General features: G+C 60.8%; 16 protein-coding genes. 6 read left to right on the forward strand and 10 right to left on the reverse strand.

All coding sequences use genetic code 11. The features are described from left to right. Nucleotides 1-115: 115 nt before the first annotated feature. From V6765_RS18705 to V6765_RS18715, 3 genes are all read right to left on the reverse strand, one after another. Nucleotides 116-2,530, reverse strand: a complete 2,415-nt coding sequence (locus V6765_RS18705) for an Ig-like domain-containing protein (RefSeq protein WP_448431573.1) — start codon at nt 2,528-2,530, stop codon at nt 116-118. A 526-nt stretch (nt 2,531-3,056) separates the two neighbouring features. Next, nucleotides 3,057-4,649 carry an Ig-like domain-containing protein gene (locus tag V6765_RS18710; RefSeq protein ID WP_448431575.1) on the reverse strand — a complete coding sequence of 531 codons (1,593 nt, stop codon included), beginning with the start codon at nt 4,647-4,649 and terminating at the stop codon, nt 3,057-3,059. A 192-nt stretch (nt 4,650-4,841) separates the two neighbouring features. Beyond that, complete coding sequence (locus V6765_RS18715) at nt 4,842-7,058, reverse strand: hypothetical protein (protein ID WP_448431576.1); 2,217 nt, start codon at nt 7,056-7,058, stop codon at nt 4,842-4,844. 597 nt (nt 7,059-7,655) lie between these two features. Here V6765_RS18715 and V6765_RS18720 point away from each other — a divergent pair. Then, complete coding sequence (locus V6765_RS18720; protein ID WP_448431578.1) at nt 7,656-12,236, forward strand: autotransporter outer membrane beta-barrel domain-containing protein; 4,581 nt, start codon at nt 7,656-7,658, stop codon at nt 12,234-12,236. A 130-nt stretch (nt 12,237-12,366) separates the two neighbouring features. Here V6765_RS18720 and V6765_RS18725 read toward each other — a convergent pair whose 3' ends face one another. Both V6765_RS18725 and V6765_RS18730 read right to left on the reverse strand, forming a co-directional pair. After that, complete coding sequence (locus V6765_RS18725; RefSeq protein ID WP_448431580.1) at nt 12,367-13,953, reverse strand: ABC transporter substrate-binding protein; 1,587 nt, start codon at nt 13,951-13,953, stop codon at nt 12,367-12,369. Nucleotides 13,954-13,955: 2 nt separating this feature from the next. Then, complete coding sequence (locus V6765_RS18730; protein WP_448431582.1) at nt 13,956-14,594, reverse strand: helix-turn-helix domain-containing protein; 639 nt, start codon at nt 14,592-14,594, stop codon at nt 13,956-13,958. Nucleotides 14,595-14,717: 123 nt separating this feature from the next. Between V6765_RS18730 and V6765_RS18735 the strand changes: the two genes are divergently transcribed. Genes V6765_RS18735 through V6765_RS18755 form a run of 5 tightly spaced genes read left to right on the forward strand, consistent with a single transcriptional unit; the run spans nt 14,718 to nt 18,759 of the window. Continuing rightward, on the forward strand, nt 14,718-15,803 hold the full coding sequence (locus V6765_RS18735; protein WP_448431584.1) for an ABC transporter permease: 1,086 nt from the start codon (nt 14,718-14,720) through the stop codon (nt 15,801-15,803). After that, nucleotides 15,800-16,702 carry an ABC transporter permease gene (locus V6765_RS18740; RefSeq protein WP_448431586.1) on the forward strand — a complete coding sequence of 301 codons (903 nt, stop codon included), beginning with the start codon at nt 15,800-15,802 and terminating at the stop codon, nt 16,700-16,702. The genes V6765_RS18735 and V6765_RS18740 overlap by 4 nt, the downstream gene beginning before the upstream one ends. Beyond that, nucleotides 16,699-17,523 carry an ABC transporter ATP-binding protein gene (locus V6765_RS18745; RefSeq protein WP_448431588.1) on the forward strand — a complete coding sequence of 275 codons (825 nt, stop codon included), beginning with the start codon at nt 16,699-16,701 and terminating at the stop codon, nt 17,521-17,523. Before V6765_RS18740 ends, V6765_RS18745 begins: the two co-directional genes overlap by 4 nt. Continuing rightward, nucleotides 17,523-18,269, forward strand: a complete 747-nt coding sequence (locus tag V6765_RS18750) for an ABC transporter ATP-binding protein (RefSeq protein WP_448431590.1) — start codon at nt 17,523-17,525, stop codon at nt 18,267-18,269. The genes V6765_RS18745 and V6765_RS18750 overlap by 1 nt, the downstream gene beginning before the upstream one ends. Before the next feature lies 1 nt (nt 18,270). Then, a complete protein-coding gene (locus V6765_RS18755; RefSeq protein ID WP_448431592.1) occupies nt 18,271-18,759 on the forward strand; it encodes a GAF domain-containing protein in 489 nt (162 codons plus the stop codon). A 46-nt stretch (nt 18,760-18,805) separates the two neighbouring features. Here the strand turns inward: V6765_RS18755 and V6765_RS18760 are convergent, their stop codons facing one another. From V6765_RS18760 to V6765_RS18780, 5 genes are all read right to left on the reverse strand, one after another. Next, nucleotides 18,806-19,534, reverse strand: a complete 729-nt coding sequence (locus V6765_RS18760; RefSeq protein WP_448431594.1) for an SDR family oxidoreductase — start codon at nt 19,532-19,534, stop codon at nt 18,806-18,808. Between the two features lie 49 nt (nt 19,535-19,583). Beyond that, a complete protein-coding gene (locus V6765_RS18765) occupies nt 19,584-20,426 on the reverse strand; it encodes a carbohydrate ABC transporter permease (protein WP_448431596.1) in 843 nt (280 codons plus the stop codon). Between the two features lie 5 nt (nt 20,427-20,431). After that, nucleotides 20,432-21,331 (reverse strand): carbohydrate ABC transporter permease, encoded by a 900-nt coding sequence (locus V6765_RS18770; protein WP_448431598.1) that lies wholly within the window; start codon nt 21,329-21,331, stop codon nt 20,432-20,434. 101 nt (nt 21,332-21,432) lie between these two features. Next, nucleotides 21,433-22,680: an ABC transporter substrate-binding protein gene (locus V6765_RS18775; RefSeq protein WP_448431600.1), complete on the reverse strand. Its 1,248-nt coding sequence runs from the start codon at nt 22,678-22,680 to the stop codon at nt 21,433-21,435. A gap of 189 nt (nt 22,681-22,869) precedes the next feature. Then, nucleotides 22,870-24,018: an ABC transporter ATP-binding protein gene (locus tag V6765_RS18780; protein ID WP_448431602.1), complete on the reverse strand. Its 1,149-nt coding sequence runs from the start codon at nt 24,016-24,018 to the stop codon at nt 22,870-22,872. Between the last annotated feature and the right edge of the window lie 36 nt (nt 24,019-24,054).

Here is a 24,054-nt window from a genome sequence, read left to right on the forward strand (position 1 = left end):
CGATAGTCCGCCGTGGCTTTGCGTCGCGCTACTCTGGGGCCGGTTGGCGGTACTGGCCCGATGAGCGGACAACCGGCGGACGCTCCGCCGGTTGTCTTCCCTTGGGACAAGCCGTTTAGTTGACCTGCTTACCGTCATAGTGGGTCATCGTGCCCTCGGTGGCGTCGGTTCGCGTGTCTTGCGCCGTGAACTCGATGATATCTCCGCTGACGACGGTCACGGTGGAGATGTAGTTCGCTGTGAAGCTGGTTGAGTTAAGCAGCGTGTCCATCACCTTCAGGCCATCGGACAACCGCCACCCCTGCAGTCTCTGATTGGGGTCGGTGACGGTGCCGGTCACGCTCGTGGTCGTCACATTTGCCGGATCGATTGTAAGGGTCGTCGGGGTGTCTCCAACGATTGCGTAGAAAGGATCCGATCTATTGCTCGAACTGTCGATTGCGACGGCCTTGAATTTGGTGCCGGGCGTAGGCGTCGAGCCGACATTGATCGTCCAGGCCAAACTTGCCGGAACCGTGGTCGTGCCCACGACGGTCCCATCCTTCGACAGCTCCACCGTTGTTTGATAGGTGCCCGAGCCGCTGACATCCGCCACTTGATCGATTGTGATCTCGGGGGGGATAGGCTTGGAAGCCGCCGCGATCGTGAAGGGCGTATAGCTAGACTTCGCGCCCGCATCGGTCTGCGCCCATGCAAGCATATTTTCGCCGGGCGTTCGGGGCGGGGCGGGCGTTATCTCCCACTGCCGGCTGGTCAGGTGGCCGCTATTTGCAACCGGCGTTCGGGTCAGGTCTGCCGCATCGCAAATATAGATCGTGATATTCGGAATTTGCGTTTGGTCGGCTAGCGATACAGGCTCGTAACCCTTGATATCGTTGGTATAAGAGGTTGTAACATCCGGGGCCGGCGGGGTGTAGCTGTCGACGGTAACCGTGGTTGATTGCGGCCCGGCAAGGGTGAGGGTTGTGCCTGACTTGAACCAAGCCTGGGCGTAGGCGGGCGTGCTATCATCCGGAATGAGGCCGGGGGTCGCACTCAGATCAAGACTCCACCGCTGGGTGGGATCGGTCTTGGCACCTCCTGGATTGAGAACCGAGCCGCCCGCGGTGACCCTCACCCAGGTGGCCGGACTGATAACGGTTTCCCCACCGGCGAACTGCTCACCGGTATAGAGGTCGATCGTGGGCTGGGCGGGATAGGCGGCGGCTGCGTCCGCGTAGCGGGCAGAAGACAGAGATGTCGACGCGTCTGTAGTCGGCATCAGGGATTCGAAGACCTCAAAGGTAACCACCGTTGTCGTCGGCAGCGATCCGACATGGCTCGACCAGTCGAGATACCAATGGCCTTCCCAGGTGGTTCTTCCAGCGCAGATCACGCCCTTGTCCGCCGTTGACGCCAGCACGAAGGTGTGCGGCTCTGCCCATCCGCTTGCGCTGTTCTGGTCTATAGATTCAATAAACGGGGAACCCGGCCGCGTGTCGCCGATCGTGACATTTGATGAAACCACCGATTCAGCGGTTCCGTCGGTGCTCTGGCTCCTGGCGACGAGGATGTCGCCGGGCTGGAAATCGAACGGCGTGTTGTCCGGTCCGTCTGAGGTGTTCCAGAGCGCCGTTTCGTCAACCGTCACGGTGCCGCTACGGATCTCGACGTGATCACGGATCTGCGCGTAGCCAACCTTAAGTCCGGGTTCCCCCATGCCGCCCAGCTGGCTGCCTGCGAAAGTCTCGATCACCGGAACGGGGCAATCGTATTTGGTGGCTGTGAAGACCGGGCCCCGGGTGGTCGTGCCGTTCTCGTGCAGCCGCTGAATGGCGATGCGTTTGCCGGCTTCGAGCGCGTTGCAGAATGATACCGACCAACTGCCCGAATCCGTCGCCGCCGTTTCGGCGATCTGCTCTCCGGATGCGGCATCGAAGAGGCGAATCCTGTCGCCGAGCGCCGCGCCCGAACCTGCGATATGGGCGACGTTGCGGTCGTCGACGGAAAATGCCGTTGCGGCGACGAACAGCGGCATGGAGGTGTTGCCGTTCGGGAGTTTGGCGACGATGCACACCTTGTCCCCGGCATTGATCCGTTCATGGAACTTCACCGCCCACACGCCAAGCTTGCCGAAGGCGAAGCAGCGCCCGAGAACCTGTCCAGCCGGGCCGAAAACCGAAATTTCCGTGCCCGCGCCGGTGCGGCCGAAAGCGACCGTTTCGCTGGCATAGGCTTCATCAAGCTTGGGGCTGCTGCCGCCGAAGGTGAATTTGATCGTTTCGGAAGACTTGCCCGTTGCGGGGTCGCAGGTCCATATCTTGAAAATGGTGTACCAGCGGGGCTGGCCAATGGTGATTTTCCAGTTGCCGTCCGCATCCGCTTCCGCCGTCCTCATCTGCTGGTTGACGCTGCTTGTCAGCCTAACGGACAGTCCTGGTGTGGCGGTCCCGGAAAATGTCCCGGCCGTTGAATTGAACTTGATTTCTGGCGGCAAGGGCCGCTGGGTATCGGGTGTAAGGGCCCTCAGGTCCCCTGTCTCCATTGACATGGTTCATCTCCGTATAGGTTGTTTCTTCGTGGAGCTTCGCGACGAGTGGATTGGAGCGCGATGCCTCTCTAATGATACAAAAAACAACCATAGGTTGTCTATATAAAACTGCAACTTTTGATTTGTGAGTCGATAGGATGGTAGCGCTTGTCGTGTATCGCTGTTGATTCCGCGTGCGGCAGTTTCGGCTCCGTTCCACGAGAGGTGGCCGGTCGCGCAAATCTCTGGAGTGGGATCGCGTTCCACGAAAGTTCGGAACCGCTCTATCACCTTGTTTTGACGCATTTTAACGGGCGTCAGGTGATATCGCCTGACAGCGAAATGCTTCAAGAAGTATGCGGTGCGTGAAAAGTTTAGAAGGCGGCGAGCGTCCTAATACGAGCGGCTGTGTGCGTGATTGATCCTTGGGATCATGTGAAGGCGGCCAGATGGGGCATCGTCACCTGGCCGCATTATTCATCTTTAGATTGTTTTTTGAATCAAGCGCACTCAAGGGTTCACTTTCGACGCGCTTGCGAAAATCGGATTAGCAATAGAAAAATCCCGAACTTTGTGATGTGGCGCCGGGGTCGCCACTATCCGTCGTTCCGATAGCCTGCGCGTAGACCTGGTCCCCGGGGCTAGGAGGATTGTCGGCGTATTCCGTCCAGTCAGTGCTGGTAATTTCCTTCGGATCTCGCGATACGGTTGAACCGGTATTGGTATCGAAAATCTTGATTTTGGTTTTAATCATGCCTTCTGTGCCCGCAAAGATCGCGGTGGCTGGAGTCCAGCTCGTAATCACGGGTTTTGGCGGGATAGTCTGGGATTCACTGGCGTAGCGAATGCACGCGTGCGAAGATGGCTTGTCGTGACCAGTTCCGGCAAGAGCGGTATGGACGGTGAAGTGCACCAGCAGCGTTTCGTCGCTCCAGTCCGGCAGCGGCGTCCATTGCACTTCCCACGACGCGTCGTCTTCCACCTTGCTCCAGCCGATCACGCCATCCGCAATGGTGGAAGCCACGATATAATCGCCTGGATTCGCGTATCCCGAGGCGCAATCCACTGACATCGATGTCACGAGCGGTATGCCCGGTCGTGCACGTCCCACAATGGCAGAGGCATAGAGTTGCGACGTCGTCTTCCCGGACCCGTCCGCCGTCGTCACGACAATGCTGTCTCCCTCCCTTAGGTCGGTTTCCGGAACGGCCCATGTGCCGGAAGAGGGAACGCGGATTATTTTGGAGACAACCAGTTGGTCATCTCGACGTTGCTCGTAATGGACGAGCAGACCGGGTCGCGCGGTGCCCGCGACTTCAGAAGCTGAAATCAGGTCGAGGATGGGAGCGGGGCAGATATGCGTCGTTACAGCCACGATCGGCGCCTTGGACGAAGATCCGTCCTGGTGAAAGCGCTCGATGCCGATCCGTGTGCCGGGCTCAAGCAGATCGGAGAATTCTGCCGACCAATTGCCCGCCTCCGTGATCGTTGCCTCTGTAATCTTCTGGTCGGATGCGACGTCGATGATTTCGATTCTGTCTCCGGCGTTGGCGCCAGCGCCGGCGATCCGGCCCACATTGCGGTCATCGACCGAGAAGGTTTCGGCCTTGACAAAAAGGGGCATGGACGTGCTGCCGTCGGTGCGTGATGCAATGACGCAGATCTTTTCCCCGGCGTCGAGCGGTTCGCGGAATTTGACGGCCCATCCAGAGCCCCGTCCGAAGACGAAGGCGCGGCCGAGGGTCTGGCCCGCCGGTCCGAACACCGTGATCTCGGTGCCGGGCCGCGCACGGCCGGAGACGAGCGAACGGCTGGCGTAGACGTCTTTCAGCATCACCGGGTTGCCGCCGAAAGTATAACTCGTGGTGTGCGAGGTCGCTCCGGTGGCGGGGTCGCAGGCCCAGATTTTAAATATGGTGTACCACCGCGGTTGCCTTCCCATCACAATTTTCCATCGGCCGTCCTTGTCGGCTGTCGCCAACCGGGTATGTTCGTCGACGGTGTTCGTGAGTTTGATGACCTGGCCCGGTTCTGCCGTGCCGGAGAAGGTGCCGGTGGGGATGTGGAAATTTATTTCCGGCGGCAGCGGCCGCTGCGTATTCGGGGTGTGGGGCACGGTAGTCCCGGTCTCCATAGACATGGTGTTCTCCGCAGTAAGTGTTGTGGTCCGGTTCGGACGCTTCAGGTTGGCTTCCGCTCGGCAAATGTTGGGCGCACGCGAGCCTGATGCTGGCCGGCGCGCGGATGTGTTCGTGGAAGCGACAGCCGGCGGCGCTGCGTCGGCTGTCGAGGAGGGCAGGCGGCTCGTTTGCGCTGTCTGCCCTCGATGACGTTACTGCACCTGTGGGTAGCCCTCCGGTTTGGAGTTGTAGGGCGACATCGTGCCGTCATCCGGGAGGGCTGAGACCAGATTGAGCTGGTCGTGTGCGGAAAGCGTGTTGCCCCCGATGAAGTCAAGAGTGAAAGGCGTGCTCGAGTCGTAAGTAGGATGCGGGTCCTTCTGGGTCGGCGACGGCGCTTGGGGATTGAGTGTGCTGTCAACGATCTTCAGCCCGTCGCTGGAGCGCCAGCCCAGGATCTGCTGTGGACCTGGGTCGAGGTTATTAACCGTCACACTCGACGTCGTGAGCGCAGTGATAGTGGGGGTCACCTTGGTCGTGTGGTTAACCCATCTGATGTAGGGATCCGATGGCTGGTCCGCTTCATAATAGGCTACAGCAGTGAAAACCGTGCCTGATGGCATTGCCGCCGGAATGTCGATAGACCAGTTTCCGTCTGTGGTGAATGGAATTGTCGGATAGTCCACGATCTGACCCTGGTAATTCGACGTCAGCTTGATATTGACATTGATTTGCGATGTTCCGCTTATCTCCGTGCCGTTGGGGGAGTCGATTTGGGGCGGGAAGGGGACTATGAGGGCGCTGGGTTGTGTACCCACATAAACAATATCGCCGTCGTGGGTCGCGCCGGGTTCGCCGGTCGTCTTGATGTAGCGCGCCTGCGGATAGACACGATCGCCGTACGGAATTGGCGGTTGTTCGCCATTGTGGAGGTTTTCGAGTACCGAATTGGCCGATGTCCACGCGTTATTGTTGACGGGCATCGGTTGCTGGGTAATGGAGGAGCCTTGATCAACGTCGAAGACCTTGATATCCGTGGGCATCGTCTGCTCGGTGCCGGCGAAGGTGTAACCGTCATATTGGGTCATAACCGGTTTAGCCGGAACGGTGTCATCCGGATCCGACGCCAAATTGGCGGAGGAAGAAGATGTTACGTTGGTTCCGTTGGGATCCAAGGCCATGGCGAAGGTGAAAACCTGGTTGGCCGGATGCACGCCATAATCCGACCACGTGCTCGGCAAGTACCAATAGCCGTTTTTATCCGCGAGAACCGTCGTGATCGCACCGTGGTCGGTCGAGGAAATGAAGACATATGTGCCAGCATTCGCGTAACCTGTAGCGCCGGAAGAATCGATCGTGGAAATATGAGGCGGGTTTGGCCGGCTGCCAAGGTATTCGGCGCAACTGTAGTAGGTTGCATATTCGGGGTTGCTAGTCTGGTTTGCGGTTATGGTCTTGAACTGATCCCCATGCCCGAGAGCCGGTGCGTTCATGAACCAGCTGCCATTGCTGCTGATCATAACCGGGCCGTAAGTCTTGACCGGACCGTAATTCGAGTGCCGCTCAACCCAGACATAATAGTACGGCGTGCCGGTTCCCCATGCGATCTGGCTATTGACGCCGTCAATGTCGGCGGAAACGACTGAGGATGTGAAGCCGAAAATGGTCAGACCTTCGGCGGTGGTCCCGTTCTTGTGGACACGGCGGATGTAGACGCGTTCGTTTGCCGCGAGCGGCGTGTCGAACGAAACGGACCAGGCGCCGGTCGCCGTCGCCTTGGCCGTGCCCAGCAAGGCCGTGCGTCCAGCGTCAAAAATCTGGATTCTGTCGCCCGGAAGCGCCCCGGTGCCTGCAAAATGAGAGGGGCAGCGCTCTTCGACCGAGAATGCGTTCACCTCGGCGAACAGCGGCATGGAATTATTGCCGTTCGGCAGCTTGGCGACGATGCAGACCCGATCTCCGGCAGCGAGTTTTTCGAGGAACTTGACGTTCCAGCAGCCTTTTTTTCCGAAGGCGTAGGCGCAACCGAGGAGATTACCGTTCGCGCCATAGACTCTGACGTCTGCAGGCGCGTCGGAAATGCCGCAGGCAAATGTCTCGCTGACATAGATATCCTTCAGTTTCGCAGTGCTGCCGCCAAAGGTGAACTGGACCTTCTCGGAGGCTGCGCCCGAACCCAAATGCTCGGCCCAGAGGGTGAACACAGTATACCAGCGTGGCGGCTTGCCAAGCGCCACTTCCCATTTGCCGTCGGCGCAGGGCTTGGCCGTAAACGACTGCTTGTCGTCACTGCTTTCGATCTTGATCGACGTGCCCGGCGACGTCGCGCCGGAAAACACCCCGGTTGCGGGATCGAAGCTGATCTCCGGCGGCAGCGGCCGCTCGGCTTCGGGTTTAAGGGACATCAGGTCCCCGGTCTCCATAGACATGGTTGCTCTCCAAGATGGTGCGTTGATCTGGAACTTCTTCGGCAACGGGCTTTTGCGCGACGCCAGATGAAAAGGTAGCGGAAACCATCATAGGTTGTCCATATAAAAATACAACCTATGGTTTAATTAGGCGATGCGGAGGGTTTATGTCGCGCGGGCAGGCGGCAGTACGTATGGCTGTCAACCGAAGCGGTGAATTTTGAAAATGCAGTTCTCTGCGAGGCGATGACCCGCGTTTCGGGCCAACACCGTCATTGCGCCCGCGGCACGATCTTTGCGGCTCGCCAAGCTGGATCAGGCCACGCCACGTCCCGTGGCACGATGTATTCGAGCAAAATCAGAAAAGATTACTCCTGTCGGATGATTCCGAGTGCGGTTGCATGCGGGGCGCCTTTTGCTTCCTACGGATAATGCGCCGCAAAATCATGAGATATATTTGTTATTATTGTAATATTATATATGCTTTTATAATAATATAATTGTAGATTAAATATATAACGGAAGATGACCGGCAGTTTTAAACGGTTTTAAATCAATATTAACCATTAAAGCAGATTTTTTATTCATCGATTTGTTCGTAAGTTCAGGAGAGCTGAAATGTTATTTCATGGGAACAGTGAAATACGAGCCTACGCCTCGTCTTCATCGATGCTGGCGTCCGTTTCTGCCGGGGCAATCGTCGCGGCAGCCGCGATCGGGTTTCCGGCAAGCGCGGTCTATGCCGCTGACTGCGGAGCGCCGCCGACTGCCACCTGTTCGGGTTCCTACCCGTCGGGGATTACTTATTCCGGCGTGAATGCGCTTTCGCTCAGCCTGCCTAGCGGCGTCAGCGTCACCGATGGCGTTACCATTACAACAGCGCCGTCTTCAACCGGAGATGTCACCGTGAATCTCGATACTGGGCCGGGCGTCGTCGCCTCGCCCACCGGCAGCGATCCTGTTGTCGACCATTTTCCAGGGGCTGTCCGGATCGAAGCGGGCGCAGGGGCGTCTGGCAAACTTACCGTCGTCATGAAGAGCGGTGCGGCCCAAAACAACGGCCAGTACACTGCGGGCTTGATGTTGACTGGCGACTCGACAGCGAGTTCCGATATGGAGGTCGATTTTTCGGGCGGCAGCATCGAGGTTTCAGGCAATCAGGCGGGCGGCATTACGGTCAACAACATCGGCACCGGTTCGTCGGTCGTGAAGATGACCGGAGGCACGATCACCGCCAACGCAAGCCCGGGGGCGACAAATCTGGGCGGTATCCAGAGTGCAACGTTTTTCAACGCGCCTGCTTCCGCGCTGAATCTCGTGGAATTGTCGGGCGGCACCGTCACGATGAATGCCGACCAGTCCAACGCGGTGATCGCGATCGCGGGCGGCCCGAATGATGTCGCGATCAACCTCAAGGGAACGACAGTGGTCTCCACCGGGCAGGGCGCGGCGAACGACGCAAAAAACTATCGCAATGCCTCTTCCACGGTGATCGGGGAAGCTGACAATGGCGGTAACTCCCAGATCACGATGACCCTCGGCAGCGTCACGTCCGAAGGCGACTACTCGCCGGCACTGCACTCGCGGGTGCAAGGCAGCGACTCATCGACGGGCACGGCAGGGGTCTCCGTTCTGGGCGGCACGGTCACGACCAAGGGCTCCACTGCCCCCGCAGTCTATGCCTACAGTGTCACCTCGGGAACCGCGAATGCCAGTATCGGGGGCGGCACGGTCTCGACCGAAGGCGACAACAGCTACGGGGTCTACGCCCTGGGCAGGCGATATGGCGAAGTTCAGGTCAACCTGACGGGCGGCACAGTCACGACAACGGGCAAAGATTCCTCCGCTCTTGTTGCCGAGATCAATACTATCTACGACCTATCCGACGCCAAGGTTTATGCCACCGCGGGGTCGGTCACGACGGGTTCTTCGTCGGATGCAACAAAGGGAAGCGGGTCTCACGGCTTGTACGCAACAAGCGTGAGCCCCTCCGGCCAGGCCTATGCTTTTGCCTCGGGGCAGGCAGCTCCCCTGACGATCACGACCTATGGCGCAAACGCCTATGGTATTTACGCCGAGGCTGCCAATACAGGGACGGCTTATGCCGGGATGCAGGGCGGCAAGATCGAAACGTCGGGCGATGGCTCTTATGGCATTGCCGCGACCACCGGCGATGGGGACGTCGAGACCAATTACTTCTGGGGCGATATCACCACCGCCGGTGATGGCGCTCACGGCGTTTACGCCCGGGCGGGAGCAGGCAATGTCAGCATGATCCTGCAGAACTATCCGGATCGGGGGCAGAAGCTTTCCACCTCGGGCGACGGCGCGCACGGGGCTTACGCCACGTCAAGGGGAGGCGCGATCGACCTCTTCATCAAGGGCAAGATCGAAACAACGGGCGCGGCGTCCTATGGTGTCGGCGCCGAATTTCTTGGCACGGGCACAGCCGCGCCAGATATCACCGCGACCGTCAGTAACGCCGATATTTCAACGCAAGGTGCGGGATCCCACGGCATATACATGAACAACCATGGCAGGGGTAATGTGGTCGGCACGTTTTCGGGAGAGGAGGCCAATGGCTCAAGCATCTCCACAGCGGGCGATGGCTCCCATGCAGTGTATCTGGAGTCGTCGAATGACGGCACCGCGCAGTTTACCGGGGACGTCATCAAGATAAATACGAGCGGCAGCGGCTCCCACGCGATTTATGTGACCAACCAGGACACGGGTGCTGCCGGCAAGGTCAGCATTGGCTACCAGAGCGGCCATATTACCACGACGGGCAACGGCGCCTACGGCCTTTATGCCGAAGCGCTTGGTTCCGGCACGGCAGATGTTACGACGACCAGCAACGGTTATGCGTCCTCAATCAATGTTTCCGGTTCGGACGCCTTTGGTGTGAGCGCCTATAGTCAGGGTAACACCGCCACGCTTTCGCTCGACGCCATGACGATCACTGCCACAGGCAACGCCAAGGCGGCGGTCGGCTTTGCCGAGCGCTGGAGCGCCGGTCAGGCGGCGACCCAGGCCACGATCACCTTCGGCGGCGGTCTCGTCATCGACGCCTCCGCTGCCGCCGGCCAGCATGCCTTCTACAATGCCGACGATCAGGCCGGCACCAACATGAACCTCACGACCTGGGGCACGGTAACCGGCTCGGCAAATATGGGCGGCGGCAACTCCACCTTCACGCTGGCGGGCGGTTCTTTCACCGGCAATATCTACGGCGATTTCGATCCGTCGGAAACGCCGGCCGCCAACCAGGGCGTCGATAACTTCATCTGGTCCGGCGGCACGCTCAACAGCGGGTTCTACGGTCAGGGCGGCAATGATACGGCCACGATCTACGTGCCGGGTTCGGCCAATTTCGCGGCGGCCATTCTGGATGGCGGCGAGGATGGCGGCGCACCGGAAAACCGGATCAGTTCCGACATCGACCAGATCACCTTCGCCGCCAACAACGACAGCGTTGCCGGTCGCAACATCAACAATTGGGAAAAGTTCACCGTCAACGAGAATGTCGCGATCAAGTTCATCGATGACGGCATGACGCTCGACGGCTATGACGGCGGCAACGCCAATGGCATGGGTGACCTCTACATGCTCGCCGGTTCGAGTGTGACGGGCGGCACCCGCACCGGGCAGAGCTTCACCCTCAACGGCAACCTGTCCAACAAGGGCCTTTTGACCATGCAGGATGGCGCCTATGGCGGCAATTTCATCGTCGAGGGCGATTACACCAGCGATGGCGGCAGGCTTGGCCTGGACGTCGACTTCGGCGATCTGAAGGCCGACGTGCTGACCGTCGGGAAGGATCTCGGCGGCGTCACCCAGCTCGAGATCGCCGATATCGGCACGACCGGCAATCCCGGCGCGATCCTGATCGTCGACACCACCACGGGGACCGGTATCGACAAGAACGAGTTCACGCTCGACAAGAAGCAGATGACGGCATCGGGCATCTATGCCTACGGGCTGGAATACAGCCTTGAGGGCGACCCCGGTAACGGCTATCCGCCCGGCGTCTACCTTTCGGCGACCGGCGCTCCGGGGCCGACGCCTCCCAGCCCACCGCAGCCCCGCCTCCAGCCGTTCGTACCGCTTTACGAAGGCTATCAGTCGGCGCTTTTGGACATGAACACGCTGCCGACCCTGCGCCAGCGCGTCGGCAAGCGGGCCTGGCTCGGCAGGGAAGTGATTGTTCCGCCGCCCGCGCCTGTATTGACGCCGAAGGACCCCGGCTACTATTCGCAGGCGAGCGTCTCCGTTGACAGCGACGGCGCGCCCAAGCTGGATCAGAACGAAAGCGAGACCACCTTCGCGATCCCGCTCCAGCAGTCCGCGCCGGCTCTTGAAAACGTCTGGGGACGCATCAGCGGCGATTTCTCGCACCTCGATCCCACGAGCTCCACGACCGGCTACAAGTACGATCTTTCCACCTTCGAGATGCAGGCCGGCGTGGACGGGCTGTTCTATGATGACGGGCCGGGCGCTCTGGTCGGCGGGCTGACGGTGCATTACCGCACGGGCGAGGCCAAGTTCGACTCCGTCTATGGCGACAGCAAGGTTCATCCGGACGGCTACGGCTTCGGCGGCACGCTGACATGGTATGGGGACAACGGTTTCTACACCGACGGTCAGGCCCAGGCGACCTGGTATTCAAGCGAACTGAAGGCGGACGACCTTTACAAGGGCGTCGAAAACTCCGACGCCTTCGGCTACGCGGTGTCGGTGGAAGCCGGCCAGCAGTTCCTGCTGGACAGCAAGGATCTGATCCTGACGCCGCAGGGCCAGCTCGCCTGGTCGTCGGTCGACATCGACAGCTTCACCGGCGCCTATAACGACGATGCGACCTTCGACAATGGCGACAGCCTGAAGGCGCGCCTCGGACTGGCGGTGGAGAAGGAATTCATATCGACGGATGCCAATGGCCTCGCCCGCCGCGGCAATGTCTACGGCATCGCCAATATCTACCATGAGTTCATGGGCGAGACGAAAGCGGTGATCGAGCAGTCCTTCACGGCATCGTCCGAACTCGATCCCTGGACCGGCGAGATCGGTTTCGGCGGGACCTATGACTGGACCGACGCCAACAACGTCAACTACGGCGTCTACGGCGAAGTCACCGCCGCCACCGGCCTCAGCGGCGGCTCCTACTCCTACGGCGGCAATCTCGGCTTCCGCGTGAAGTGGTAGGTCAGTGTCATAGTCGAAAAGGAAGCCGGGGAAATATCTCCGGCTTTCTACTGCGAACAAACCCCCGGCGATTGCCGGGGGTTTTGCGCTGTTTCTCGCGGTCTTGGGGGCTCGCCTCCCGTCGGCGAGCCTACTTCGTCACCAGCCGGTAATAGACGAAGTCCGAGGTCGCGCCGTTGACGTAACCATCGACATCATCCTGCATGGCGACCTCGTAGGCAGCCTGGAACATGATGATGATCGGCGAGGTTTCCTGCACCTTCTTCTGGAGGTCGACATACATGTCGAGGCGCTTTTCCGGATCGGATTCCGAAAGGGCGGCCATGGTTTCCTTGTTCATCTCGTCCGGCACGGCCCAGGCATTCCGCCAGGTGGTGGTGGCCTGATAATTGTCGTCCGAATTGTCGGAATTGTAGGCGAAGGCCTTGGCGTTGGAATGCGGGTCCATGAAATCCGGGCCCCAATAGAGCAGCATCGCCTCATGGGTGCGGTCGCGGTACTTGGTGATCACCTGCGCGCCGGTGCCCGGGATGATGTCGAAATTGATCCCGGCCTCGGCGAAGCTTGCCTGCAGCGACTGCGCCATGTCGGTAAACGGCGCCGCATTGATGACGTCGAGCGTCACGTCGATCGGCGTTTCGACGCCGGCATCGGCGAGGATCTGTTTGGCCTTTTCCGGATCGTAGGTGAAGGGCGTTTCGTCATAGGAGCCCGGAAAGCCCTTCGGCCAGAACGCCTGATGGATTTCCATCTGGCCCTTCAGGAAGCTGTCGGTCATGCCCTCGTAGTTGACGAGGTAGCGCGCGGCCTCCCAGACGGCTTCAGGCTGCAACGCCTCGGTCTTCTGGTTGAACGACAGGAAGTGAACGGCGGCCTGCGGGAAGGTCTCGACCTTGATGCCGTCGCCTTCGATGGAAGCGATCTGGTCCGGCGTCAGGTTGCGGGCGAGGTCGACATCGCCGGAGGTCAGCAGCAATTGCTGCGTCGCCGATTCCGCCACATGGCGGATGATCACCGATTCCATCGCCGGCGCGCCCTTGAAGTAATCCGGGTTGGCGGTCAGCCGGATCAGCTCGGCCGGACGGTAATCGGCAAGGCTGAAGGGGCCGGAGCCGGCGGTATTGGAGTTCAGCCAGGCATTGCCCATGTCGCCATCGGTCTCGTGCGCCATCACTTCCTTCTCGTCGACAATCGAGGCCGGACGGGAGGCGAGCACGTTGAGCACGAAGGCGGAAGAGAAGTCGCCGTCATACTTGATCGTGACGGTGTTGCCGTCGACGGTCACCATGTCGTCGACATTCTCCGGCGTCCAGCCGAGCTGGGCGAGGATGAAGGCGGGCGTCAGGTTCAGCTTGATGACGCGGCCGAGTGAAAACGCCACATCCTCGGCACGGACAGGATTGCCGGAGGAGAAGGTGGCGTCGTCGCGCATCGTGAAGGTGATGGTCTTGGCCTCGTCATCGGCCGTCCAGTCGCTGGCAAGGCCGACCGAAAGCACGGTCGGGTCCTCGGCATCATACTGCACCAGCCGGTCATAAGTGTTGGTGACGAGCTCGCCGGAGGTGAATTCATAGGCCTGGGCCGGGTCGATGGCGACGATATCGTCGATATTCTGCGCCACGACCAGCATGTTTGCGGGCGTGTCGGCGAAGGCGGCGCCCGCGCCCATCGGCATGGTCAGCGCTGCCGCGAGCAATGCGGCTTTGAAGAGTTTCATGGTCAGTTCTCCTCTTTCTGGTTCGGTTTCGCCGTCTGTGCGGCTGGTTTCGGGGCGGCATTGGATCGGAAGAGCGCCAGCGTTCCCGCCCAGAGAAGCTTTGCCGGCCTGTCCGTATGGTTCGACCATGCATGCGGCTGGCTGCCGCGAAAATGCAGGCTGTCGCCCGCGGACATGATCATTTCCTCATTATCGACGCGCTGGGTGATCGACCCCTCCAGCACGTAGATGATTTCCTCGCCCTCATGGCTGACAAGTTCCGAGCGGTAACCGGGCGGCACCGTCATCACGAAGGAGGAGAGCGTATTGCCGGGAAAATCGGACCCGAGGCGCTCATAGATCACCGAGGAGCCGTCGACCGAGAATTTGGTGCGCGCGCCCTCTCGCGTCAGCGCGTCGCGCGGCGTCGGCGCGGCGATGAAATAATCGATACCGACCGCCAGCGCCCGGGCAATCTGCGCCAGCGTGCCGAGCGAGGGCACGGCCTGATCGCGCTCGACCTGGCTCAGATAGCCGACGGAAACGCCCGATGCCTGGCTGAGTGCCGTCAGCGTCATCTGCATTTGCTGCCGGCGGGCCCGGATAATCGATCCGACCCGGGGTTGTGTCGTGTCCCGCATGGCGGCGAGCGTTTCGCGCATATTTCATCCCGATCAAAATTTTTTTGATCTAAGCAAAAATACTTGTATTATCCAAGCGAAAATATTCATCACGTCGCGCTTCGCGGCGGCAGAGCCTCCCGCCAGACAAGGGAAAGACCCGAATTGAGTTTTGAGCCAGCCGGCCCGACAGACGAAACCATGCCCGTGGCCGGACCGTCACGCGTCAAGCGCGGCGGGCGCGTGCTGGGCGCCATCGCCTCTGTGCTGGTCACCATCGCGTTCACCTTTCTTGGCCTCCTCGCCATCACCTTCTTCATCGGCCGGGTGATCCCGATCGATCCGGTGCTTGCGGTCGTCGGCGATCGCGCGACGCCCGAAGTCTATGAGGCCGCCCGCGTGCAGATGGGGCTCGACCAGCCGCTGCCGGTGCAGTTCTTCCATTATGTCGTCAATGTGCTGTCGGGCGATTTCGGGCGCTCGGTCTCCACCGGTCGGCTCGTCTCCGACGATCTCGCCCGCTTCTTTCCGGCGACGCTGGAAATGGCGACGATCGGCATCATCATCGGCGTCGTGCTCGGCGTGCCGATGGGCGTCTATGCCGCCGCCCACCGGGGCCGCCCGCTCGATCAGGTCATCCGCGTCATCGGCATGCTCGGCTATTCGGTGCCCGCCTTCTGGCTCGGCCTTGTCGGGCTTGCGCTGTTTTACGCCCGCTTCGGCCTCGTCGGCGGGCCGGGCCGGCTCGATATCTTCTATGACGGGCTGGTGCCGCCGGTCACCGGCCTCATTCTCGTGGACAGCCTGATTGCCGGCGATACCGATATCTTCTTCAACGCCGTCTCCCACATCATCCTGCCGGCCTCGGTGCTGGGCTTCTTCAGCCTCGCCTATATCGCTCGCATGACCCGCTCCTTCATGCTCGACCAGCTCGGGCAGGATTTCGTCACCACCGCCCGGGTCAAGGGCGTCGCCGAATGGCTGGTGATCTGGCGTCACGCCTTCCGGCCGATCCTGGTGCCGCTGATCACCGTGATCGGCCTCTCCTTCGCCGGCCTGCTCGAGGGCTCGGTGATGATCGAGACGGTGTTTTCCTGGCCCGGCATCGGCAACTACCTGACGACCGCGCTCCTGAACGCCGACATGAACGCCGTACTCGGCGCGACGCTGGTGGTCGGCGCGGTGTTCATCCTGATCAACAAACTCTCAGACATGCTCTACTGCGTCATCGACCCGAGGGCCCGCCGATGACCACACGCGACTGGCTTCTGGCCGATTCTCCCACATCGCTCCTGCAGGCGCGGCTTGGCGCATCCTATCGCGCCGGTCTCGCGCTGCTTGGCAATCCGCTCGCCGCCATCGGGCTTGTGATCGTGCTGCTTTTGATCGTCATGGCGATCTTCGCCCCGTGGCTGGCGCCCTATTCGCCCTTCGGGCAGTCGCTCGGCGAACGGCTGCAGCCGCCGAGCATGGAGCACTGGATGGGCACGGACGAGCTTGGCCGGGACATTCTCTCCCGCGTCATCTATGGCGCGCGGATCACGCTGATGATCGTCGCTCTGGTTGCGATCATCTCCGCGCCAATCGGCCTTCTCGCCGGCGCGGTCTCGGCCTATTTCGGCGGCTGGACCGACCGGATCATGATGGGCATCACCGATGTGTTCCTGTCGATGCCGAAGCTGATCCTTGCGCTTGCCTTCGTCGCCGCCCTCGGCCCCGGCATCGAGAACGCGATCATCGCCATCGCGATCACCGCCTGGCCGGCCTATGCCCGCATCGCCCGCGCCGAAACTATGACCTTCCGCAACTCCGAATTCATTGATGCCGTCCGGATGCAGGGCGCATCCCCGGCGCGAATCATCTTCCGCCACATCCTGCCGCTCTGCACCTCCTCGATGATCATCCGCGTCACGCTCGACATGGCCGGAATCATTCTGACGGCGGCGGGCCTCGGCTTCATCGGGCTTGGCGCGCAGCCGCCATTGCCGGAATGGGGCGCGATGATCTCGCGCGGGCGTGCCTTCATTCTCGACCAGTGGTGGGTGGCGACCATGCCGGGCTTTGCGATCCTCGTCGTCAGTCTCGGCTTCTGCTTCCTCGGCGACGGTTTGCGCGACGTATTGGACCCGAAACAGGGAGCGGGACGATGACGGCGCTGCTCGATATCGAAAACCTCCGCGTTTCCTTCCCGACCCACAAGGGCCGCGTCGAGGTGGTGAAGGGGCTGTCCTTCACGCTCGGCCGCGAACGTCTGGGCATCGTCGGCGAATCCGGCTCCGGCAAGTCGATGACCGGCCGTTCGGTCCTGAGACTGATCGCTCCGCCCGGCCGCGTCATCGCCGACCGGCTCGATTTCGACGGCATCGACATTCTGGCTCAATCGTCCCGGCAGATGCGCAAGATCCGCGGGGCGCGCATCTCGATGGTGATGCAGGACCCGAAATTCTCGCTTAATCCGGTGCTGACTATCGGCGCCCAGATCGGCGAGGCGCTGGCCGCGCATTTCTCGCTCTCCAGGCGCGCAATCCGCGAACGCAGCATCGCTATGCTGGAATCGGTCAGGATCGACGATCCCGAACGGGTGATAGGGCTTTATCCGCACGAGATTTCCGGCGGCATGGGCCAGCGGGTGATGATCGCAATGATGCTGATCCCCGAACCGGACCTCCTGATCGCCGACGAGCCGACCTCGGCGCTCGACGTTTCGGTGCAGGGCCAGGTGCTCGACATCATGGACCGGCTGGTGCGCGACAAGGGCATGGGGCTGATCTTCATCAGCCACGATCTCGATCTCGTCTCGCGTTATTGCGACCGTATTCTGGTGATGCGCTCCGGCGAGATCGTCGAGGAATGCGTGGCGTCCGAGCTTTCCCAGGCGCGCCATCCCTATACGCGCGGCCTGCTGGCGGCGATGCCGCGCATGGACGAGAACCGCGACTTCCTGCCGGTTCTCGAACGGGGAGACACGTGATGACCGCGCTTTCCCTGAACAATGTCGATATTTCCTACGGTGACACCAAGGTCGTCTTCGGCGCTTCGCTCGATGTGGCCGAGGGCGAGAGTTTTGCCCTCGTCGGCGAGAGCGGCTCCGGCAAATCGACCATCCTGCGCGCGATCGCCGGGCTCGCGCCGGACTGGACCGGCGAAATTTCCGTTCTCGGCAAACCGCGCGGCAAGAAACTCGACAAGGATTTCGCCCGCATCTGCCAGATGGTGTTTCAGGACCCCTACGGCTCGATCCATCCGCGCAAGACCATCGATGCCACGCTCTCCGAACCGCTTGCCGTTCATGGCATCGGCAACCGGTCCGAACGGGTGGAGGCGATGCTGGCGGCTGTCGGCCTCGACCGGCGCTTCCGGTTCCGCTTTCCGCACCAGCTTTCCGGCGGCCAGCGCCAGCGGGTGGCGATTGCCCGGGCGCTGATGCTGGAGCCGAAAATCCTGCTTCTCGACGAACCGACCTCGGCGCTCGACGTTTCGGTGCAGGCCGAGATCCTCAACCTCTTGAAGCGGCTCCGCGCCGAGCAGAACCTCACCTTCCTGCTCGTCACCCACAACCTGCCCGTGGTCTCGTTTCTCTGCGACCGGCTGGCGGTGATGCGGCGCGGACAAATCGTCGAGATCGCCGGCGTCGACAAGCTCAAGACCGGCACTCTGACCCACCCCTACGCCCGCGAGCTCTATGCGGCGAGCGGCGGACATACCGAAGGACACTGACATGACCACCGAAACGGCGCTCGCCCGCTTTGCCACCGACATCGCGGCCGCCACCACGGCCGACGCCGCTTTCGAAGCGCTTCAGGCGCTGACAGAGGCCACCGTCGGCGTAAAACTATTCACGGTGATGACGGTGGACATGGAAGCGGGCCTTGCGCGCCGCGCCTATACCAGCGACCCCAAATCCTATCCGGCAACCGGCACCAAGCCGATCCATCACGATGCCTGGTTCGATATCGTCCATATCGAACGCCGCCCCTTCGTCGCCAACACGATCGAGGACATCGCCAAAGTGTTTCCGGATTACGCGTTGATCGATTCACTCGGCTGCCAGTCGGTCGTCAACCTGCCGGTGATTCTCGGCGGCGAGCTCGTCGCGACGGTCAACATGCTGCACGAGACGGATCATTACACACCGGAGCGCGTCGCCGCGATCGTGCGCGATCTCACCATCCCCGCCCAGCTTTCCTTGAGCGTTGCCAGAGGTTGAAGACAGCTTCTTCTCCGGCTGGCTTTTCGGTCAGCTTCAATTGACCCTAGCAGGCCGTGAAACCGCCATCGATCGGCAGCGATACGCCGGTGATCATGGAAGCCCCGTCGCTTAGCAGGAATACGATCGGGGCGGCGATCTCGTCTTCGCTTGCCCAGCGCCCGAGCGGCATGTTCGCCAGGAAAGGCTCGCCGATTTCGGGGCGTCCCCAATAGAAGGCGGACATCTCGGTCATGACCACGGTCGGGTTCACGCTGTTGACGCGGATATTGTGGGGGCCCAGCTCCAGCGCCGAGACGCGGGTGATGTTGTCGAGCGCCGCCTTCGAAGAGCCGTAGGAGATATGGCCTTTCAGCGCCACGAGCGAAGCCTGGCTCGAGACATTGACGATCGCGCCGCCATTGCCGAGCCGGATCATCGACCGGGAAGCATATTTGGTGACCAGCAGCGCGCCGCGGGCATTGACTGAAATGACCTTGTCGAAAACGTCGATATCGGTTTCCATCGGCGTCGCGATTTCACCGCCAAATCCGCCGCAGTTGACCACGCCCCAGAGATCAAGCCCGTCGAGCGCCTCGCGGATGCTGTCCTCGCTCGTCAGGTCGAATGGCAGGGTGGCGCAACCGGTTTCCGCGGCAAGCGCGGCAAGCGTCTCGGTGTTGCGGCCATTGGCGATAACGGTGGCGTCGGCGGCAACCAGTTGCCTTACGGTGGCCGCGCCGATCCCGCCGCTGGCCCCGGTTACGAGAATGGGGCCTTTTCCGAAAGTGGCCATGTCAGTTGTCCTTCTCCGGTTGTGGTGTTCCGTTTCGTTGCGGCAGTGGCTATTTCACCGCGCCGGCTGACATGCCGGCGAGGAAATAACGCTGTGCCAGCAGATAGATCAGCAGAAGCGGCACGGAGCCCAGCACGCTCATCGCCATCATCTGGTTCCACTCGAAGGCGTGCTGGCCCATGAGAAGCTGAATGCCGATCGGCACGGTGCGCATGTCGGTCGACTTGGTCAAAGTCAGCGCGAACAGGAATTCGTTCCAGCACAGCAGAAACGTGTAGACCGCGGTCGCGACGATGCCCGGCAGCGAGATCGGAACGATAACGCGCCACAGCGCCGTCCAGCTCGAGCCGCCGTCGACGGCCACGGCCTCGTCCAGATCGCGCGGCAGCGTATTGAGATAGCCGGTCATCAGAAGAATGGCATAGGGCAGGGTGAAGACCAGATAGGTCAGCACAAGCGCCGCATAGGTATTGAACAACCCGTAGGACACCACCAGCCCGAAGAACGGTATCAAAAGCGTAATTGGGGGCAGGGTCTGGGTGCTGATGAACAGCGTGCTCAAAACGCCCTTGCCGCGGAAATTGAAACGGCTGAAGCCATAGGCGGCCAGAAGCGCGAACACCACGGTGAAGATCGTGACCAGCATGGCGACGAGGTAGCTGTTGAAGAAGAAGCGCAGCTTGACCGGATCGGTGAAGATCGCGGTATAGGCCTCCAGCGTGAAGGCGCGCGGCAGGATCGTCGGCGGCAGCGCGAAGATCTCGCTGTTGGGTTTGAACGAGCTGCCCAGCATCCAGTAAATCGGAAAGGCTGCGAAGAACAGGCCGGCGGCAAGTCCGAGATAAAGCGAGAGTGTGATCAGTCGTTCGCGTCTGCTGTTTCGTCTGCGCATCGGATCTACCTCGCTTTTTGATGACGGATGTAGAACAGGGTGAGGCCGATCGAGAGCAGCAGGATGGTCACGGCGCTGGCGGCGGCCTGGGACAGGTCATATTGGGCGAAGGCCAGCTTGTAGGTGTATGTGCTGAGCACTTCGGTCGCATAGATCGGGCCGCCGCCGGTGGTCAGCCAGATCAGCGGGAAAACCTGCATCGTCCAGATGAAGTCCAGCAGCGAAATGCTGATAATGATCGGCATGAGCTGCGGAATGGTGATGAAGAACAGCTTCTGCGGCCCCGAAGCGCCATCGATGTCGGCGGCTTCGTAAAGATCTTTCGGAATGCCCTGAAGGCCGGCCAGAAGGCTGACCATGAACAGCGGATAACCCGCCCAGATATTGGCGAAGGTCACGGCCTGCAGGGCAGTTTCCGTCGATGCGAACCATTGGATCTTGGAGCCGATGATGCCGAGATTCATCAGCACGCTGTTGACCACGCCATTCGGCTCCAGCAGCAGCCGCCAGATCACGGCGATAATGACCTGGGTGAACAGCCAGGGCAGGATATAGAGCACGCGCAGCAGGCTGCGCAGCCACGGGCTGACCCGGTCGCTGTTTAGCATCAGCGCGAATGTAAGGCCGAGGATCATGTGCATGATGACGCTGACGATGGTGAAATACAGCGTGTGCCAGAGCGCCGCCCAGTAAACGTTGTCGCTGAAGATCTCGCGATAATGCTTCAAACCCGCAAAGCTGGCGTCCGGACGCAGCACGGCGCTTTCCTGAAAGGAATAGGCAATCACCATGCACATCGGCAGCAGCATGAGCAGCGCCACGACGATGAGCGAGGGCGACAGATATAGATAGGGTGCTGCCTTCCGTTTGAGCCTGTAGCTCGCCATCGAGGTCGGGTTGATCATTGGCACGCTCATAGATTTCCGGGTTTTGCGATACGCTCGGTCTGATCGGGGGCGCGCGATTTTCGCGCCCCCGAAAGCACGTCTATATCAGAGCCTGGAGATCAGAACTCCTTGACCCAGTCGGCCTGCGCCGCCTCGGCGGTCTGTTCCGGCGTCTGCTGGCCCTCGAGCATTTTCTGGCTCTCGATTGCGAACTGGCGCATCAGGTCCACGGCGACGGGAAGCCCGGTGAATTCGTTTGCCAGATACCCCTCCTGGAAAATCTCGAATGCCTTGGCATAGACATCGTCGGAGGTCACGAAATCGGGCTTTGCGTTGACATTGCCGGGAAACGCGTTGGCGAGCGATACGAGACGGGCATTCACATCTTCCCGCATCATGTATTCCACCAGCTTCCAGGCCTCTTCCTGATGTTCGGTGGATTCTGAAATCCCGATGCCCCAGGAGGCGTAAGGCAGGCCGCGCTTGCCTTCGTAGCCCTCGACCACAGGGATCGGGGTCACGTCGAAGTTCAGATCAGGGTTGCGCTCGCGGATCAGGTTCACATGGGCCAGCGTGTCGACCATCATGCCGATGCGCCCGTTGACGAATTCCTCGACCTTTTCCTGTTCGGTCTTGGTGGCAATGCCGGGCGAGATGACGCCGGCCTCGTTCAGCGAATTGATATAGGCGAGCATGTCGATCACCGGCGGCTTGTCGAGCGCGGGCTGTCCATTGTCCAGCATGCTTTCGCCGGACGCCCAGACCCATGACATCATGTCGTTGAGAACGCTCGACGGCGATTGCAGCGAAAGCGGCAGCGCCCAGCCATATTTGTTTTCTTCGGCGTTCGTCATCTTCTTGGCGGCTTCAAGGAATTCCGGCCTGGTCGATGGCAGTTCGGTGACGCCGGCCTCCTCGGCGAAGTCAAGGTTCACGAAGATCGGATAGACGAAGGATGCCACGGGCATCATGACGGACTTGCCATCGATCTTGATGATGTCGGCGGCTTCGCTTCTGTCGAAGCCGGTGCTGTCCATGAGCGGCGCCATGTCCGCAATCGCGCCTTGCGCGGTAAGGCTGTTCACCCAGGCGCCGTCGAGGCCGACGACATCGCTCATCGTGCCGCTTGCCGCCCCGATCGCGATCTGATCGCGGGTCGTTGCGTAGGGGCCGCTGATCAGCGTCACCTTGATGTCCGGGTTCTCGGCCTCGAAATCATCCATGATGGCGCGCAGCGATCCCGCGGGAAGCTCCGGCTCCCACCATTGCGAGAACTCGATTTCCGTCTGCGCGAGCGCGCCCGTGGCGCCAATCAGCCATATTGCGGCCGCGCCTTTCAAAAGGTTCATTCTTCCAGAGTATTTCATGGTCTCTCCTCCCTTGCTGAAATAGGCCCTCCTGGCCTGGTGAATTATGGCCGCTGGCCCCGCACGCTCCCAAATGTCCGGACCTTGACCGTTGATTGATTGCACCTCGTTTATCTCGATCCGACGGTGCCTCCTCCGCGCCGTTTACAGGGGCGGCCGAAACTGGCCGTCGCGGGCCGGGCTGCAATATCAGCGAATGACGACATGGCTGTCGGGATCGAAAAAATGCAGTTTCGTACAGTCGACGGCCACCGCGATCGGATCGCCGGCCCTGACTTCGCTCGTCGGACCGAACCGGGCCACGGCATTGGCAAGCCCCGAAAGATCGGCAACGGCGTCCGGGTCGCCTGAATCGACCTCAATGGCATTCAGCCGCAGATGAACCATGTGCTCGGAACCGAGTTCCTCGACATTGACCACCTCCGCCGGAATGGTCTGATAGCCGCGCGCCGCTTCCAGCCTGCTGTCGTGAAGATCCTCCGGGCGGATGCCGAAAACGACCTTGTTTCCGTTGTAGCGCTCCAGGGACGGCAGGCGCGCAAGCACACTTTCGGGCAGGCGCAATTCAAAGCCCGGCGTCTTCAGGGCACCGGCGTCCAGATCCGCTTCGAACAGGTTCATCGAAGGCGATCCGATGAAGCCGGCGACAAAGGCGTTGACCGGTTCGTTATAAAGGCGTTTCGGCACATCGACCTGCTGCAGGATGCCGCCCTTCATGACGGCAACGCGGTCGCCCATCGTCATCGCTTCGGTCTGGTCATGGGTGACATAGATGGTCGTGACACCGAGCTGACGTTGCAGGCCGGCGATTTCGCCCCGCATCTTCACGCGCAGTTTTGCATCGAGGTTGGACAGCGGCTCGTCCATCAGGAAGGCTGCCGGCTCGCGCACCATGGCGCGGCCCATCGCCACGCGCTGTCTCTGGCCGCCGGAGAGATTGGCAGGCTTGCTGTCCAGCAGGTCGGTGAGCTGGAGAATATTGGCGATCTCGGCGACCCGCGCCTTGCGCTCGGCCTTGCTTTTGCGGGCAAGCCGCATTGAAAACCCGATGTTCTCGGCGACGGTCATATGCGGGTAAAGCGCGTAGGACTGGAAGACCATGGCGATGTCGCGGTCTTTCGGGGCCATGTCCACCACATCGCGCCCACCGATATAGAGGTGCCCGCTGGTGGTCTCCTCCAGCCCGGCGATCATTCTCAAAGCTGTCGACTTGCCGCAACCAGAGGGGCCGACCAGGATCAGAAATTCGCCATCCGCGATCGTCAGATTGAGATCCTGTATCGCGCGAAAGCTGTTTCCGTAGGTCTTGCAGATGTTCTCGAGAACGACCTCTGCCATCTAAATCCTCCCTACGCCGGCGACGCTGGTGAAAAG

It is taken from the genome of Martelella sp. FOR1707 (assembly GCF_053484265.1).